The organism is Clostridioides sp. ZZV14-6387 (assembly GCF_020657835.1).
Classification (GTDB): Bacteria; Bacillota; Clostridia; order Peptostreptococcales; family Peptostreptococcaceae; genus Clostridioides; species Clostridioides difficile_A.
Window position 1 is genome coordinate 1 of the sequence record NZ_JAGWCW010000004.1, and the last position, 17185, is coordinate 17185.

The following is a 17185-nucleotide window of genomic DNA, read 5'->3' on the forward strand; positions in this document are numbered from 1 at the left end:
GGCTTCTCTCCATCTGGTGTTTCTCCTCCTGATGGTTTCTCTCCGTCTGGTGTTTCTCCTCCTGATGGCTTCTCTCCGTCTGGTGTTTCTCCTCCTGATGGTTTCTCTCCATCTGGTGTTTCCCCTCCTGATGGTTTCTCTCCATCTGGTGTTTCTCCTCCTGATGGCTTCTCTCCACCAAGTATTGTATCTTTTCCACTTACTTCGTCAGCATAAGATATTATTGGTGCAAATGCAGTAAATGCCATACTAAAAGCAATTACTAAACTAATTATACTTGATTTTTTAATTTTTATTTTCAAGATTTTCCTCCTATTTATATTTATAGCAGGTTGCACTACTAACTCCATATATCTTTTAAGTGCCCAAATTTAAGATATACTTCACAGTTTCTATAAATAGGTTTTTAGTAATTTTTATTTTTGTAATATTTTTTATTTTTTAAGTGCACTCTTTACGAACATTCTAAAATTATTAGTAAGAGACAAAAACTTATTCTTACATTAAAAAAGATACTGTAGAGTATCTTGAGATAATACAAAACTATTTACTCTATTGGATAATTGACTCAATTCAATTTTTATATGTCAATATGACCACATATCTGAGTTTGTTTTTGTCTAATATAATTTTAATAGCTATTGCCATTATTATATATTAGATATTATATTTTGTCTATTTTTTCCATATTATTTATATTATTCGTTAATGTTATCGACATATAACAACAAAAAAACATCCCTGAAAACAATTTTCCAATTTTTTCCAAGGATGTTTTATTATATATTTTTATATTATATTATTTTATTTTTAATCTTACGTCACCTTTTATTCTTCTTATTAATGGGTGATTAACTGTTCTCATTACATGGTCAGTAATATGATATACACCTAATTTTAATTTTGGTGCAGAACCCATTACTGTGTTACTACAGTCAGTACAGTTTCCTATTAATATAACTTCTGCTCCAGCTTTCTTAAATTCTATACATTTTTGAGCTTGTCCTGGACAGTGTCCTGGATTTTCACATTTTAATGCACCTTTAATTTCTTGAGCTTGTTTACATTTTTGAACTGATACTATATCAGTAACTCCCATTTTAGCTGCTATGTCTCTCATTCTTTCTTCATTAGGTCCACATGCACAGACTAAAAGACCCATTTTTCTCTTTTCATTAACAAATGGCATAGTAACTATTATACCACCACTAGTTTTAGTTATTGGAGTATCTAAAGTAGTAGCTTTACCAGTGAAAGGTCCTCCTAAGATTATCTCACCGTATTCACCTTTTATTCCACCAGCTCTTTCAATTAATTCTCCAACAGTAGTCCCAATTGGCACATCTTCAAATACTATAGATTCTTTTCCACTGTTTAATTGACCAACTACAGTTACATTTTTAGATATAACTGGTCTTTTTTGCTCAACAGCTTCTACTATTCTAGTTAATGTTTCTACATTTATTACTACTGCATTAGCTTCTGAAGGTAATTGAGTTGGCTCAAGTAATTTACCTAGAACGTCTCTTACTATCGCTCTCTCTTCTCCCATTGGGTACATGTCAACTAGTTCTGCAACTTCTATATTATCTCCTGGCTTTATTACTTTTTTAAATGCTGCTATTGCTTCTGGATGCTTGCTTTTTATTGCTAGCATACCTTTTCCAGCATTAGTAACTTCCATAGCATATTTTATACCTTGGTAAACTATCTCTGGTCTTTCTTCTATTTCTTTTATGTTATGAGCTAATAAAGGTTCACATTCAGCAGCATTTGCTAATATTGTTCCACCTTTTAAATCTATGTTTAATTTTATATGAGTAGGGAATCCTGCTCCACCCATACCTACAACTCCAGCTTCTTTAATTAAGTCAAGTATACCTTCTCCTTTTAATGGTTCAAAAGTATCATCTTGTACTTCATCAGCTTCGATTACTATAGCTTGGTCATTTATTTCACTTATTTTTCCACTAACACTGGCATAAATATTTGCTCCTAATCCAGCTGGTTCTGCGATTAGAGTTCCTTTTTTTACTACATCTCCAACACTTACTACTGGTTTATCTGGACCACCAACGTGTTGTTTTAATAAAATAGAATATAGTTTGTTCAACTAGTACGCCCCCTTAAGTATATTAATTTTTTTTATAAGCTGTTCAAATAATGTTAATGTTGTTTTTCTATTACAATGTCTTAACATATTGTTTATTTCTATAGAACATATCGCTTATTAACAAAGCAATTTCTATGCCAACTTTTAAACAAACTTATACCCTTTGAAAATACTGTCTTACAGCATCCATAACTTCTTTCAAATATTTAAACTCATTTTATAAAAGTCAATTATTAGACACTTTTTCAACCAATTTAATCTATAATTATTGATATCGCATACATGCATAAAAAGTGTCAAAAAATAGACACCGTCTTTTTATCGACACTTTTCTAACATATACTATATAATTTACCACAACTTTACTTAAAATATACATTTACTACTTGTTAATTCTTAAGTTTCTGCACTCCATTAGAATCAATTATGTAATTATCTTTATATAATAAGTCTGATATTTTTACTAAACTGTATCCATCTTTTTTAAGCTTACTTATTATAGTGTCCAAATAGTTATCTACATCATTTATATTAGCATGAAATAAAACTATTGAGCCAGGTTGAGATTCTTTTATTACTTTTTCAATTACATGGTTTGGACCAAGCTCTTTCCAGTCTATAGAATCCACATCCCACTTAATTACTTTATAACCTAAATCACTGCAAATGTCCATAGCTTTGTTGTTTACATCTCCAAAAGGTGGTCTAAACAAATTTGTTTTTTTCCCTGTTATATTAAATATCTTTCCTGATGTAGTTTCTATTTCTTTTGTTATGTCTTCTTTTGATATTTCTTTCAAATTCGCATGGGTATTTGAATGATTGCCAATTTCATGTCCCTTTTCATCTATAGCCTTCACAATATCTTGATTATCATCTACCCAGCTACCAACTAGAAAAAAAGTAGCTTTTACATTATGTTTATCTAAAATCTTTAAAATTTCATCCATATTATTAGTTCCCCAAGCAACATCAAAACTTAAAGCTACTTTTTTCTCATTTGTATCAACTTTATATATAGGCATTTTTGAGTTATCAGACTTAGAACACATATACTTTATTCCATAAACAAGAGCAAATATTAATACTAATAATAATGAAAAAAATAAAACACTATATATCAAAGCTTTAGTTCTTTTGACTTCTCTTTTCATACTATTCCCCCTTTTAAATAATTTCTTCTATATTTAAAATTTATTTTTTTTTAGCTCAAAAAAGTACTGTAATATTTAATTTATAAGACAATAAGTAAAAAAACAAAATCTATATCGTTCTAGTTAAACGCTCTAAAATACCCGTTTATTTAATTTTTTAATATTTTTTACATTTTTACCTTTATTTTTCTGTATATATTATTTTTATTTTGGAGAAATTAGTATTAACATCACATAAATAAAAGTGTTGTTAGACATCATAAACTAATTATTTGAGGAGGAAATTTACTATGTCAAATTCAAACAGAACAGTAGTGCCAGAAGCAAAAGCTGCTTTAAACCAAATGAAATTAGAAATAGCTAACGAAATAGGTTTATCTAACTATGAAAACATAGACAAAGGAAACTTAACAGCTAGAGAAAATGGATATGTTGGTGGATACATGACTAAGAAATTAGTTGAAATGGCTGAAAGACAAATGGCTGGAAAATAGATAGTAAATTTTGACACCTGGGTATCAACAGGGCTGCTAATTAGCAGCCCTGTTTCTCTGTATTTATTTGTAAAATTAATTTTATATGATTTGTTAAAGATTAATAATACTATATAAATTGTTCTTTTAATTTTGTATGAATTAGTTTAATATATTATATATAGAAATAGTTTGACGGAGGATGATATTTATGTTTGAAAACTCGTCTGAAGAATTAGCGTATCATAAACTTTTAATTTTATATATATTAGAAAAAATTAAAATGGATTTAACTAATTCTCAAATAACTCAAGTAGTATTAGAGACTGAGATGATGAATTATTTTTCATTACAACAGCTTTTATCTCAGCTTATGGAATCTAAGTTTTTGACTACATATAAAGACTCTGACAGAGAATATTATGCTCTTACTCAAAGAGGCGTAGAAAGTCTAGAATACTTCTTTAATCGAATACCTACTAGTGTTACAGAAAAAATAGACAAGTATATAGATTCTAATAAAGAAAATTTACTAGCAGATACTCAAGTAAAGTCTAGTTTTGTAAAACAAAGTGATAATGAATTTATTGTCAACCTTAGAGTCATAGAAAATCAGTCTAACTTAATAGATTTAAATCTAAATGTTTCATCAGAGAAACAGGCAAAGCTTATTTGCAACAACTGGAAAAATAATGCATCTTATATGTATGCCGAAGTTATCGACTTACTTATAAGAGACATACATTAAAGCCTACAAACAAATTATAGTTGTAGGCTCTTTTCCTACCTTGATTTCTTTTATTAATTTGTTATTTGCAGTTTCGTAAACTTTCACTGAGTTTTCTTGTGTATCTGACACAAATAATAACCTTTCATCTTTAGATATTTCTAATCCCTGTGGAATTCCATTTATCTCAATATTCCCAATGTATCTACTTGTTGTATAATCTAAAATTCTCACATTATTATAACCCAAATCAGCAACATAAACTTTTTTCCCACTATAATTAAATCTTATTTCTACTGGTAATAAGAATTCATATAATACCTTTTTTATATCCATACTTACTTCGTCAACTATTATAAGCTTTCCATCAAGTGTTGATATATACATTTCTTTCTTTTGTTTATCAAGTTCTATATGCCATGCTCTAAAGTCCATATTAATTTTCTTTTGTATATTTTTATTTATTGTATCTATACATACTATTGAATTTATACATGGTACATATAACTTTTTACTTTCTCTGTCAAAATCAAATCCATGTGGCATGTTATCAACACCAATAATTCCTATTGGATTTAATGTGTTTTTATCCAATACGTATATACTATTAGAATCTTCATTTGCTACAAATAATTCATTATCACTAAGTACAACTTGACTAAGACTTCCTCCTATGGAAACAGTATCAATTATTTTATCATTGCTTAAATCTAAGACATAGAGTATCCCATTACTTGAACTAGGTATGTATATTAAATTTTTTTCTTTTTCTATGCAAAAATGATGTGGATATATATTATCTTCTAATACTATTTCCTTTTCTAGCTCAAGTGTAGAATAATCAACTATACTAATACTCTTTGATAGATAGTTAGAAATATAGATTTTCACATAACCCCTCCTCTCCACAATACATATACTACAATAATATATTATTTCATTAGCTTGTATTATGCTTTATAGTTGCATTATTACGCATATATTTGGTATTATTATTAATGTTAAAAAAATGAAATATATTTAATGGAGGTCTTTTTAATGAAAGTAACATTTAACCCAAGTGGTGTTTGTTGTAGAGAAATGGTTTTTGAAGTTGATGAAAATAATGTGATTGTTGATGCTGAGTTCATAGGAGGATGTAATGGTAATTTATCAGGACTTAGAAGCTTAATAATTGGTCAAAATGCTCTTGAAGTTGCTGATAAATTAAATGGTATTGATTGTGGTGGAAAAGGTACTTCTTGCCCTGACCAGCTATCTAAAGCTATCCGTCAATCTATATAATTACCACTATATAAACATCAGAAAAATTATTAAAAGCTTACTTTATATAAAAAAGAGCTATCTACTAAGTTAGATAGCTTTTTTTATATTTTTATTTATATTCATGTATTTATATTTTTATTTTATAAAGTTATAATTTATTTACTAAAGTTCTAACTGTCCCAATCATATATAAAGAACCTGCACTTATTATAACATCATCTTTATTTGATGTTTCCAATGTGTAATTTACTGCATCTTCTATCTCATGCTTTGATGTTACATCATCTACATATTTTAATACTTTTTCTTTTAATATATCTGAATTTATGGCTCTTGGATTATTAGGAGTTGTTGTTATTACCTTATTAAAATGTGGCAATAATATATTTAAAACACTATCAATGTCTTTATCTTCTAGCATACCTATTAATAGGGTTAAACTTCTATCTTTAAAATTCTTATTAAGTGCTTTTGCTAAAGATTTTGCTCCATCTTCATTATGCGCACCATCTATTATAAAAATTGGATTTTCTTTTATTTTTTCTATTCTTCCTGGCCACTTAGTATTTATAAGTCCTTTTCTTATAGATTCTTCACTTATCTTTTCTAATTTGTTTATATCTTTTAAATATTTTATTACACTCATCGCCAATATAGAATTATTTATCTGATGTTCACCTATCAATTTTATTTCAAGGTCTTTGTAAATTTCTTTCATTACAGTACAGTCATATATTTGAGAGTCTATATCTGATTTTTTTATATTTATATCATCAAAATTAACTTCTGTATATTGTGCTTTTTTCTCATTACAAACTGACTTTATGACATTTTTTGCTTCATCAGTTTGGTCATATACTAGTACTACTCCATTTTCCTTTATTATCCCAGCCTTTTCATATGCTATTTTTTCTATTGTGTCTCCAAGTATTCCTGTATGGTCTAAACTTATAGATGCTATTACACTTACAAGTGATTTTGTTATTATATTGGTAGCATCATATCTTCCACCTAAACCAACTTCTAAAGCAACAAAATCCACATTTTGTTCTGAATAGTAATAAAATGCCATTGCAGTAACCACCTCGAACTCCGTTGGATATGCATAGCCTTGTTCTACCATAATATCTATTTTTTCTTTTATTAATTCAATTATCCTAGCAACATCGTCTTGTGGTATATTTTCTCCATTTACTCTTATACGTTCAGTAAAGGTTTCTAAATACGGAGATGTATATAAACCAACTTTATATCCACACTCTCTTAGTATATTAGAAACAAAAGAACACACTGAGCCTTTTCCATTAGTTCCAGCTACATGTATTATATTTAAAGTTTCTTGTGGGTTCCCCAATAATTCTAATAATTTTCCAATATTCTCTAGACCTAATCTTATACCAAACTTATTGGTTTGTGATATGTACTCTAATGCTTCTTCATATTTCATTATCTAATTCCCCCTGTATCGGCATTTTCTTTTATGTTATCTAATTATAGTATATTTTTTGCTTTTAATCTACTGACAAAGAATACATATAATCTAATACCTTATACATTAAATCTAATTACTAATTCCTTATTTATAATTTTTTGTTTTTATACATTTCTACTAACTCAGTTAATGTATATATCGAAACTAAATCATACTTTGATATATCCATATAATTAAATTTTATGTTAAATACCCGTTCTAGTTTTTGAAGCAAACTAAAACAATTATCATAAACTAATCCTATCTCTTTATTAAAAAGACTACATTGAAATAATTTTTCATTATCAACTTTAATATTTAAGCAATCTCTAATAACATCAGCGACTTTCATAAGAAGAACATTTTCTTTGTCATACAAATCTAGTTTAAAGTTTGGAATTCTACTATATTCATCTAAATCAAAACTATCCCAATTATTTTTAATTGCTAATAGTTCAAGTTTATCATTTAAATCAGATATCGTTATATCTGGATTTTCAGACAATATCTTAGCTATTTTACCAGTAAATTTTGCTGCTACATAGCTATTACACTTTGGTGGTAATCTATAAGAATTATTTATATCACAACTTATATACGAATTACTATCCATAACACATTGAACATCATATTTTTTATTGTACCAAAAAGAATCATCTACATCTAAGGTAAATCCTCTCACTCCTATAACATTATTAAACATTGCTGGATAACTTAAGTCAAATTCATTAGATAATGAACATACTATTATTTTCCCTTTTCTAAACAATTCATAACAAACTTAAAATAATCCCTTGACACTTTCTACTCCTATGACTGATAAACTTAAGTTAATCAATCTTATGTTTGTGTCTAAAAGATATTTTAATGCTTCTTCAAGAACTTTTATATTTGCGATGCTATCTTTACCTAAAACTTTTATAACAAATAGCTCTACATCTTCATACTCCTTCTTTATTATTGATGCACAAGCAGTTCCATGACCATCTTCATCATCAAATTTATCTGATATAAAAATATAATCATGTATACATTCAAAAGCAATTCCTCCAACTAAGTTATCCTTTAAGTAATCATGTTCTTTATCTATTCCTGTATCTAATACTGCAACCTTAACTTTATTATTCATATCACATATATTCTCCATTACTAAAAGTTTTTAATATATCTATGTTAATAGTTCATCTTAAATTTTAATTTAAGTTGCACAATTTCTCTTTTAAATGCCATATTTACTTCTAAAAACATAAATTAAGTATACTATATATTCAATTTATATTCATTATATCAATTATTATCATTAAATTGTTAAATAATAAGATAAAATTTTTAGATTTATATCACAATTTAGAATTATTTGTAAAAAGGAGATTATCCTTCTTATTAGACAATCCCCTTGTATACTTTATTCATATATATTTATAATTAACCACCAATTACACATTCTACTTTTTTACTTAAATATCATAAACCTCAATTTTATTTATGGGAATAATTATTTATATACTATAAGAACATTAATTTAAATGTAATTGTCTTGTAATACATTCTACAATGTATGAATCAATATGTAAAAAAACACTCAAGATAGCGAATAAATATATATTTAAATCAGCACATAAAAACTTGCACTCTGCACACTCATAAAATTTATATAGTCATTATCCTAAGGATTGATACCTAAACCCTTATATATTATATCATATTTCAATAAATAAATTGCATAAAAGGGAATCTTTTAATAGAACTAAACTATTTATAAATTCATTACTATAAATTCTACAAATTATAAATGCTTATTTTAATATATACTGTATTGCCTCAGACATTGATATAACTAATTAAAATAGATATAATAAAATGAAACAAATATTTATAGAATTTTATAAATATTCATTATTTTAAAGAGGTGATTATATTTGAAAGAAGAAATATCAAGAAAAGAAATTTTAAAGGAAAGTTTTCTGACATCAATCCCAATATTTCTAGGATATATCCCATTAGGACTTATTTGTGGTATTATGCTTCAAAAAGCAGGTTTATCTGCCTTTTACATACTAATGATGTCACTTATGGTATTTGCAGGTAGTTCACAGTTTGTGGCTGCTTCAATGCTAGCTTCAAATGGAAGTATAACTTCAATAGTACTAACCACATTTATATTGAATCTTCGTAATTTTTTAATGAGCTCCAACTTACATATGCATATAAAAAATAAAAATATGAGGTTTTTAATGTATTTTTGTCATGGTGTTACAGATGAAACATTTGCTATAAACTTAGAAAAATATACTTATAGTAATTGGACAGATAAACACGCATTATACCTAAACAATCTTTGTATACTAGTATGGGCTGGTAGTTGTTTCTTAGGAGCATTTCTTGGAGAAATTGTCACTATAAGTGATTCTGTAGCAAGCTTTCTACTTATAGCAATGTTCATAACATTAGTAGTTAATCAAATTAAAAGTAAAGTATACATACTAGTTTCAACGCTTTCTATCCTATTATCAATAATTTTATATACTTTCTTTAAAAGTAGTTTAGTCATCATAATAGCATCTATTTTATCTGCTTTATTTGGCTTTTATATACAAAAGTTAACTCGCAAGAAGGAGGAAATCCATGAATACTAATTACATACTTGTAGTTATTTTAGGTATGGCAATTGTTACTTATATTCCAAGAATTTTACCTATGATAATACTTTCAAAAAATGATATGCCTGATTCTATTAAAGACATCATGAAGTTTATACCTATTGCTATACTTAGTTCACTCATAGCAAAAGATATTTTTTTTAATGGAGATAATCTATATATGTCATTAACTAATCCCAAAATTATATCAGGTATAATAGTACTATTAGTAGCTTATAAATTCAAGTCTATTGCTATCTCAATAGCTGTAGGTGCAATATCTATATGCTTTTTTGGAGTCATATTGTAAAATTTAATATATGTTAATGCATAGTAAAAAACTAAAATACTACATATAGAAATTATCTATAATACACTAATAATTAATCTATTATAATTGTGCACTCCACATAATGAAACAATACCTAGAATCTATAAGCTACTATTTTACATCATAATAAAGGCCGTCTTAATACAGAGAATTTTTTCTATATTAAGACAGTCTTAAATCAATAGCTCTGTGATGACTTTAAATATTTTTTAAATATTTTAATTTACCTTTTTCAAAATTAATACATTATATCACATAACAAGCTTGTTAATGCTACTTTTAAATCTTTGAGTCTATACTTACTAATTGGTATAAATTTCTCATTAATAGTAATCATATTATCACCAAGATCTTCTATCCTTCTCAAATTGACAATAAAACTTGTATGACATCTGAAAAATCCATTTTCACACAATAATTTTTCTGCTTGTTTCATGCTCATATTGGCTTTATAATCTCTCCCTAATGTATGTACAACTAAATCTCTCTTTACAGTTTCAACATATAAAATAGAATCTATAAGTATTCTATTAAATCCTTTTTTACTATTTAAAACTATATAACGCTCCTTCTTTCTTTGAAGGTTATCAATACAAAGATTTACACCCATTGCAAAGTTACTATACTCTATAGGCTTTACTAAATATCTATAAGCACGTACTTCATAACCCTGGGGGGCATACTCTGAAAAAGCAGTTGTAAATATAATTTCTACTTTTTCATCAAACTTTCTTATCTTTTTAGCCACCTCAATTCCATTGATATCTTTCATTTGGATATCTAAAAATATAATGTCAATTTTTTCTGGGTATTTAGATATTAAATCTTCTCCACAAGAGAATTCCAGTATTTGATAATTTAGACACCTTTCAGACAAAAGTTTTTCTGCAAATTCCTTAAGTATGCTTCTTTGTATTTTTTCGTCATCACATATAACTACCCTGAACATAATATCACCTCCAAATCTAAAATATCATTTAGTTTACTTTATTTCAATTTACAAACTGTACTCATTGACTTTTATATTCAAATTTCTTTACAAACTTAAATTGTCGATTAAACTACTTCTAGTAATTATCTTTGATACATAAACTTAAATTATGATAAATTCATCTATTTTTCTAGATATATTGTGCAAAAAATATATGAAGGCAAACGTAATCTGTATTTTATCATCCTATATTAAATATCATAATATAGCAAATTTTTATTGCTCATAAATTTTTTAGATATAAGATTAATATCATCATAAATAAGATAAAAATATAACACATCTGTAATGAATTATAACATCATATTTGTATATATAGAAAGAAAAACATACAAAAAGTACAGATTACGTACTTTTTGTATGTTTTTATTAACTCTAGTATTTATTTTATTTTAGATTCTAAATTTGTTAATCTTTCATCAACAGATTTAATCATTTCTTCAAATTTTTCTTTTTTAGCTTTTTCTTCTTCAATTAAACTTTCAGGAGCTTTTGCTAAGAATCCTTGGTTTGCAAGTTTTCCATTAACTCTCTTTATTTCTCCCTCTAATTTTTTCTTTTCTTTAGATAATCTCTCAATTTCTTTTTCAAAGTCAACTAGTTCATTAAGAGGTATAAATATTTCAACACCATCAATAACTACTCCAACTGCATCTTCTGGAACATTAGATTTATCTTTTGCTATTTCAACATTTGAAGCAGATGCTAAAGTTATAAAATAATCTTTACCAAGTTCAATAGCTTCTACCTTTTCTTCACTTGGTACTATTATCAACTTAGCTTTCTTAGAAGGTGGTACATTCATTTCTGCTCTCACATTTCTTATACTTCTTATACCTTCCATCAATAAATTCATCATTTCTTCTTCTTCAACCATATTATCTTCTTCATTATATTTTGGCCACTCAGATACTATTATACATCCTTCAACAGTAGGAAGGTAAGTGTATATCTCCTCTGTTATAAATGGCATATATGGATGTAATAATTTTAATATCTTTTCAAGAACATAAGTCAATGTGTATAATGCTGCAGACTTAGCATCTGTATCTTCTCCATATAATCTAGGTTTAACCATTTCAATATACCAGTCACAGTACTCTGACCAAGTGAAATCATATATCTTTTGAAGTGCTATTCCTAAATCAAACTTATCCATGTTATTAGTTGCTTCTTTTACAATATTATTTGCTCTTGATATTATCCATTTATCTGCTAGAGTTAAATTATCTTTAACACTTTCTCTAGTTATGTTTTTAATTATATCTTCATCAATATTCATAAATACAAATCTTGATGCATTCCACAATTTATTAGCAAAGTTTCTAGCAAATTCTACTCTTTCCATATAAAATCTCATATCATTTCCTGGGGAATTTCCAGTTGTTAATGTAAATCTTAGTGCATCAGCTCCATATTGCTCGATTATCTCTAATGGGTCAATACCATTTCCTAAAGATTTACTCATCTTTCTACCTTGAGAATCTCTTACTAATCCATGAACTAATACATGGTCAAATGGCTTCTCATTCATACAGAACATACCTGCAAAAGCCATTCTAACTACCCAGAAGAATATTATATCATATCCTGTAACAAGTACACTTGTTGGGTAATAGTAGTCTAAAGCTTCAGTTTTATTTGGCCATCCTAGAGTAGAGAAAGGCCATAGTGCAGAACTAAACCAAGTATCTAATGCATCTTCATCTTGTTTAAAATGAGTGCTTCCACATTTAGGACATTTATCAGGCATTTGTTTTGCTACTACTATTTCTCCACATTCTTGACAATAATAAGCTGGTATTTGATGACCCCACCATAATTGTCTTGATATACACCAATCTCTTATATTTTCTAACCATTGTAAATAAGTTTTATCAAATTTTTCTGGAACAAATTCTAGTTCTCCATTTTTAAGAATATCTATAGCTGGTTTTGCAAGTTCATCCATCTTAACAAACCATTGCTCTGATAATCTAGGCTCAACTATTGTATGGCATCTATAACAAGTTCCTACATTATGATTATGCTCTTTTATGTTAATTAGGTAACCTTGCTCTTTTAAGTCTGCTACGATAGCTTTTCTACACTCAAATCTATCCATACCTTCATATTTTCCACAAACTTCATTCATAGTTCCATCTTCATTCATAGTATTTAACTGTTCAAGATTATGTCTTAATCCTACTTCAAAATCATTAGGGTCATGTGCTGGAGTCATCTTAACTGCACCAGTTCCAAACTCTAAGTCAACATAACTATCTGCAACTATTGGAAGTTCTCTTCCTACTAATGGAAGTATTGCTGTTTTTCCTATTAAGTGTTTGTATCTATCGTCTTCTGGATTTACTGCTATACCAGTATCTCCTATCATTGTCTCAGGTCTAGTTGTAGCTATTTCTAAGAAATCCTCACTATCTTTTAGTGGATATTTTATATGATAAAAGTTTCCGTCATGTTCTTCATGTTCAACTTCTGCATCTGATAAAGTAGTTTTACAATCTGGGCACCAGTTTATTATTCTATTTCCTCTGTATATATGACCTTTTTCATACAATTTTACAAAGAATTCTATAACTGCTTCATTACACCCTTCATCCATAGTAAATCTCTCTTTATCCCAATCGCAAGAATCTCCTAATTGCTTAAGCTGATTAGATATCTTTCCTCCAAATTCATCTTTCCATTCCCAAGCTCTCTTTAGAAATTCATCTCTACCTATTTCATACTTTGTTTTACCTTCTTCTTTTTTTATTCTTTCAACAACTTTAACTTCAGTTGCTATAGAAGCATGGTCTGTTCCTGGAAGCCAAAAAGCTTCATACCCATCCATACGCTTCCATCTAATTAATATATCTTGAAGTGTATGGTCAAGAGCGTGTCCCATATGCAATTGTCCTGTTATGTTTGGTGGTGGCATCATTATTGTAAATGGCTTTTTATCTGGGTTTGGTTTAGATTTAAAATACCCCTCGTCCATCCATTTTTTATATAACCTAGCCTCAAAATCTTTTGGATTATAAGTTTTTGATAAGTTCGTATTTTCCATTGTCTTGCCTCCTATATTTTTATAAATAAATTTTTAAAATATCTCTAGAAATAAAAAAGAGCCCTTCATCCTCTTTAAAAAGGACGAAAAGCTCGCGTTACCACCTTAATTCCAAAGCTTAAAACACATTAATATATAACTAAATATTACTTAATGTTATTTTATCAACTTTGACTCTCAAAGAATTTAACGGTTCTAACCGTCTAAACTTACTAACAGTTCAGTTTAGAAACTCCAAAGCTACATTCAGTAAACCTTATACTTAGAAAATCTTACAGCCAATGAATTTTCCTCTCTTTTAGTAGTATTTACTTACTCCTCTTCTTCTCAGTCTTTAATGTTACATATTATTATATACAAATATTATTCTTTTTGTCAATTATTTTTATTTTATTTTTTCTGAATTTTCTCAATTATCTTTTTATATTTTATGATAATTGTTATTTTCTATACCATCTTTCCAACTTATTTTATCATGACAGTAAATTATACTATTATTTTGTTTAAATCTTAACAGTATTTTCTTAATTTTAAATTATATTTTCTTTATATTTCCTTTATTATTCTATATTTTTTATATTCTATTTTATAAATTATATGTTTTATTTCATAAATAATTTACTTTATTTTTTACTATATTTAAATTTATTATAAGTTTTCTTGCCAGAAATTTTTAGGTGTGATATTCTCTGTAATCGGTAATATTGTATATCCTCTCTCTTTTAAAATTCTTATAATGTTATTTAGAGCATTTAAACTTTGTTCTTTCTCATGAATTAACACTACCAATTCATCTCTTTTTCTTCCATAATACAATATATTACTAACTATTTGACTTGTAGAAGATTTCCAATCTTGTGTATCCAAATTCCAATCCCAAATTAAGTAATCATTTGCCATAAGTTTACTATATGAACCTTCTGGCATATATGGCTTACTTCCATATGGCAATCTTATTAATTTTGAGCTCTGACCAGTTATATCTTGTAAAGTATCATTACATGTATTAAACTCACCAACTGTTACGTCTGGGCTTTTATATAGCTTATGTATATCATGACTTACACTATGAAAACCTATTGAATTTTTTTCTTCTAATACTCTTTTTACTTCTTCCTTATGGTTTTTCATATTTTGATTAAGCATGAAAAATGTCGCTTTGACATCATTTTCTTTTAAAATATCAAGAAGTGCATTTGTATATTTTGATGGTCCATCATCTATTGTTATGTATGCTACTTTTTCAGAAGTAGCTCCTGGCCCTTTTGTTTCCTCTTGAGATGCTTTATACATAATTTCTCCTAAAGTATTATTTTGAGAAAGTAATTCTAGTGTATTTTCATCTTTTGTGCTTATATTTTGGACTGGAACATTATTAATTTTTTCTTCTAATAATGTTCCAGTTAAAATTAAAACAGCTATAAGAAATATCCTTATAATTACATGAAAAGCAGTCTTATTATCTTTAATTTTCATCCCCCATATCTCCCTTTTATAAAAGCATAAGTTTAAGAGTAAAAAAATTATTTTTTATACTTATTCTCTTTCTTATTGCTTTTTATATCTCTACTAAATATTTTTTTAACTTTTTCTTCTTCCTTTTCTCCTAAAGAGTCTACTCTTTTGATTCCCAAAGAAGTTAAAAATTGTAATACATTTAAATTGTCAAACGGAGTTTCCATATTTGTACTTTCACTATATTCATCGACATTTTTAGTTCCTTCTTCTACACTTAGAATACGCTTAGGACCTCCCACACAGCCTCCTACACACCCCATTCCTTCTATAAATGTAGCTTCTATCTCATTATTTAAAACTTTCTTTAAACCGTCCATACATTCTTTTGTTCCTTCAAATGCTTTTTCTTCAAATTTTATGTTTTTGTCAATTCTTCTAACTGATAATTTAACTGCTTTACTTACACCTCCTGTTCTAGCATAAACTCTACCTGAAAGGGATGCCTCTACTCTATTACTTTCATCCATTATCGCTGGATTTAACTCTAATGCATCAAATATTTCTTGTAACTCTTTAAATGTAAGCACAAAATCAACTGCATCCTTTATATCTTCTAACATTGCTTCTTTCTTTTTCGCCATGCAAGGACCTATGAATACAACTTTAGCATCTGGATTCAAAATTTTTACAGCTCTACCACAAGCAATCATAGGAGAAACAGATGGCGATACATTCTCCAATATTTGAGGAAAACTATTCTGTATCAAGCTGACCCAAATAGGACAGCAACAACTAGTTATAAAGCATCCTTCTTCATCTTTTTTCATATGTTCGTAATAGTCATATGCTTCTTTTGCAGTAAGCATATCCGCCGCCAAAGCAACTTCTATCATATCTTCAAAGCCTATCTTTTTTAATGCAGTTCTTAATTTACCAGGGCTTACATCTTTTCCAAACTGACCTACAAAAGCTGGTGCTACTATTGCATATACGGGACTCTTTATGTCTTTTAACAATTTTATCATTGGTATAAATTCTATCTTATCTGATATTGCACCCAACTTACATCTTGATACACAATCACCACAAGCACTACATACATCTTCCTCATTACAATTAATATGCTTGCTTCTTATTTTACATGACTTATCTTCCTTATTATTTTCATCACAATATTTGCAAGCATCTGATATTATAGATATTATTGGTCTTTTGACTTCATCTAAATTTACAGCTTCATGTAGTGTATCTTTTAAATTTTTGTCTGTGTCTCCTGTTACATCTAATCCCATAGTCACCCTAATTAAATTTACCATAGTATCTTTATCAAATTTTTCACCAAAATTAGTTTTTAAATTTTCATTTAAGTTTTCATTTAATATTTTTTCAGGTAAGTTTTCAATATCCTCTGTATCATCATTCCAAACTGTCTTTACAAGTTCTCCAAAAAGCTTCATCTTATATATTTCTAATATTTTAGAATTATCATTTCTAGTATCCATAAAAAATAGTA

15 protein-coding genes, 1 pseudogene, 1 riboswitch and 1 other annotated feature are annotated in these 17185 nt (G+C 27.7%); of the genes and pseudogenes, 5 read left to right on the forward strand and 11 right to left on the reverse strand.

The genetic code is table 11. From position 1 onward, the window contains the following. The 3 genes and pseudogenes from KGF38_RS03210 to KGF38_RS03220 all read right to left on the reverse strand — a co-directional run. Positions 1 to 302: pseudogene (locus KGF38_RS03210) on the reverse strand (cell surface protein); the annotation flags it as partial. Between the two features lie 15 nt (positions 303 to 317). Beyond that, positions 318 to 403: riboswitch (cyclic di-GMP riboswitch) on the reverse strand. Between the two features lie 396 nt (positions 404 to 799). Continuing rightward, positions 800 to 2113, reverse strand: a complete 1314-nt coding sequence (gene prdC, locus KGF38_RS03215) for a proline reductase-associated electron transfer protein PrdC (protein WP_054271696.1) — start codon at positions 2111 to 2113, stop codon at positions 800 to 802. 389 nt (positions 2114 to 2502) lie between these two features. Continuing rightward, the gene (locus KGF38_RS03220) at positions 2503 to 3267 is read right to left on the reverse strand and encodes a polysaccharide deacetylase family protein (protein ID WP_074179786.1); all 765 of its coding nucleotides are present in this window, start codon (positions 3265 to 3267) and stop codon (positions 2503 to 2505) included. A gap of 290 nt (positions 3268 to 3557) precedes the next feature. Here KGF38_RS03220 and KGF38_RS03225 point away from each other — a divergent pair, with 290 nt between their 5' ends. After that, a complete protein-coding gene (locus KGF38_RS03225) occupies positions 3558 to 3761 on the forward strand; it encodes an alpha/beta-type small acid-soluble spore protein (RefSeq protein WP_003422115.1) in 204 nt (67 codons plus the stop codon). A gap of 190 nt (positions 3762 to 3951) precedes the next feature. After that, positions 3952 to 4488: a DUF4364 family protein gene (locus KGF38_RS03230; protein WP_009891708.1), complete on the forward strand. Its 537-nt coding sequence runs from the start codon at positions 3952 to 3954 to the stop codon at positions 4486 to 4488. A gap of 3 nt (positions 4489 to 4491) precedes the next feature. Here the strand turns inward: KGF38_RS03230 and KGF38_RS03235 are convergent, their stop codons facing one another. Continuing rightward, a complete protein-coding gene (locus KGF38_RS03235) occupies positions 4492 to 5358 on the reverse strand; it encodes a YncE family protein (protein ID WP_054271698.1) in 867 nt (288 codons plus the stop codon). Positions 5359 to 5505: 147 nt separating this feature from the next. On the opposite strand from KGF38_RS03235, the gene KGF38_RS03240 reads away from it, so the two are divergent. Beyond that, entirely contained in the window at positions 5506 to 5751 is a 246-nt protein-coding gene (locus KGF38_RS03240) for a TIGR03905 family TSCPD domain-containing protein (RefSeq protein ID WP_054271699.1), read from the forward strand. A 130-nt stretch (positions 5752 to 5881) separates the two neighbouring features. On the opposite strand, the gene KGF38_RS03245 is transcribed toward KGF38_RS03240, so the two are convergent. The 3 genes from KGF38_RS03245 to KGF38_RS03255 form a co-directional block, all read right to left on the reverse strand. Next, positions 5882 to 7180, reverse strand: a complete 1299-nt coding sequence (locus KGF38_RS03245) for a bifunctional folylpolyglutamate synthase/dihydrofolate synthase (protein WP_074179341.1) — start codon at positions 7178 to 7180, stop codon at positions 5882 to 5884. 133 nt (positions 7181 to 7313) lie between these two features. Beyond that, positions 7314 to 7973: a hypothetical protein gene (locus tag KGF38_RS03250; RefSeq protein WP_227832151.1), complete on the reverse strand. Its 660-nt coding sequence runs from the start codon at positions 7971 to 7973 to the stop codon at positions 7314 to 7316. 12 nt (positions 7974 to 7985) lie between these two features. Continuing rightward, a complete protein-coding gene (locus KGF38_RS03255) occupies positions 7986 to 8333 on the reverse strand; it encodes a S8 family serine peptidase (RefSeq protein WP_227832152.1) in 348 nt (115 codons plus the stop codon). 790 nt (positions 8334 to 9123) lie between these two features. Here KGF38_RS03255 and KGF38_RS03260 point away from each other — a divergent pair. Together KGF38_RS03260 and KGF38_RS03265 are read left to right on the forward strand one after the other, a co-directional pair. After that, a complete protein-coding gene (locus tag KGF38_RS03260; RefSeq protein ID WP_227832153.1) occupies positions 9124 to 9840 on the forward strand; it encodes an AzlC family ABC transporter permease in 717 nt (238 codons plus the stop codon). Then, on the forward strand, positions 9830 to 10153 hold the full coding sequence (locus tag KGF38_RS03265) for an AzlD domain-containing protein (RefSeq protein WP_054271702.1): 324 nt from the start codon (positions 9830 to 9832) through the stop codon (positions 10151 to 10153). The genes KGF38_RS03260 and KGF38_RS03265 overlap by 11 nt, the downstream gene beginning before the upstream one ends. A 259-nt stretch (positions 10154 to 10412) precedes the next feature. Here the strand turns inward: KGF38_RS03265 and rgaR are convergent, their stop codons facing one another. The 4 genes from rgaR to KGF38_RS03285 form a co-directional block, all read right to left on the reverse strand. Then, the gene (rgaR, locus tag KGF38_RS03270; protein ID WP_054271703.1) at positions 10413 to 11123 is read right to left on the reverse strand and encodes a two-component system response regulator RgaR; all 711 of its coding nucleotides are present in this window, start codon (positions 11121 to 11123) and stop codon (positions 10413 to 10415) included. A gap of 424 nt (positions 11124 to 11547) precedes the next feature. After that, positions 11548 to 14214 carry a valine--tRNA ligase gene (locus KGF38_RS03275; RefSeq protein ID WP_054271704.1) on the reverse strand — a complete coding sequence of 889 codons (2667 nt, stop codon included), beginning with the start codon at positions 14212 to 14214 and terminating at the stop codon, positions 11548 to 11550. 76 nt (positions 14215 to 14290) lie between these two features. After that, positions 14291 to 14552: a binding site (T-box leader), on the reverse strand. A 310-nt stretch (positions 14553 to 14862) separates the two neighbouring features. After that, complete coding sequence (locus KGF38_RS03280; protein ID WP_074179343.1) at positions 14863 to 15690, reverse strand: polysaccharide deacetylase family protein; 828 nt, start codon at positions 15688 to 15690, stop codon at positions 14863 to 14865. Between the two features lie 47 nt (positions 15691 to 15737). After that, complete coding sequence (locus KGF38_RS03285; RefSeq protein ID WP_054277638.1) at positions 15738 to 17174, reverse strand: [Fe-Fe] hydrogenase large subunit C-terminal domain-containing protein; 1437 nt, start codon at positions 17172 to 17174, stop codon at positions 15738 to 15740. Positions 17175 to 17185: the final 11 nt, after the last annotated feature.

Bases quoted from the DNA above. Each gene is read 5' to 3' on its own strand.
- KGF38_RS03220 (WP_074179786.1), bottom strand. From the start codon at position 3,267: ATGAAAAGAGAAGTCAAAAGAACTAAAGCTTTGATATATAGTGTTTTA.
- KGF38_RS03225 (WP_003422115.1), top strand. From the start codon at position 3,558: ATGTCAAATTCAAACAGAACAGTAGTGCCAGAAGCAAAAGCTGCTTTA.
- KGF38_RS03230 (WP_009891708.1), top strand. From the start codon at position 3,952: ATGTTTGAAAACTCGTCTGAAGAATTAGCGTATCATAAACTTTTAATT.
- KGF38_RS03240 (WP_054271699.1), top strand. From the start codon at position 5,506: ATGAAAGTAACATTTAACCCAAGTGGTGTTTGTTGTAGAGAAATGGTT.
- KGF38_RS03245 (WP_074179341.1), bottom strand. From the start codon at position 7,180: ATGAAATATGAAGAAGCATTAGAGTACATATCACAAACCAATAAGTTT.
- KGF38_RS03255 (WP_227832152.1), bottom strand. From the start codon at position 8,333: ATGAATAATAAAGTTAAGGTTGCAGTATTAGATACAGGAATAGATAAA.
- KGF38_RS03265 (WP_054271702.1), top strand. From the start codon at position 9,830: ATGAATACTAATTACATACTTGTAGTTATTTTAGGTATGGCAATTGTT.
- rgaR (WP_054271703.1), bottom strand. From the start codon at position 11,123: ATGTTCAGGGTAGTTATATGTGATGACGAAAAAATACAAAGAAGCATA.
- KGF38_RS03275 (WP_054271704.1), bottom strand. From the start codon at position 14,214: ATGGAAAATACGAACTTATCAAAAACTTATAATCCAAAAGATTTTGAG.
- KGF38_RS03280 (WP_074179343.1), bottom strand. From the start codon at position 15,690: ATGAAAATTAAAGATAATAAGACTGCTTTTCATGTAATTATAAGGATA.
- KGF38_RS03285 (WP_054277638.1), bottom strand. From the start codon at position 17,174: ATGGATACTAGAAATGATAATTCTAAAATATTAGAAATATATAAGATG.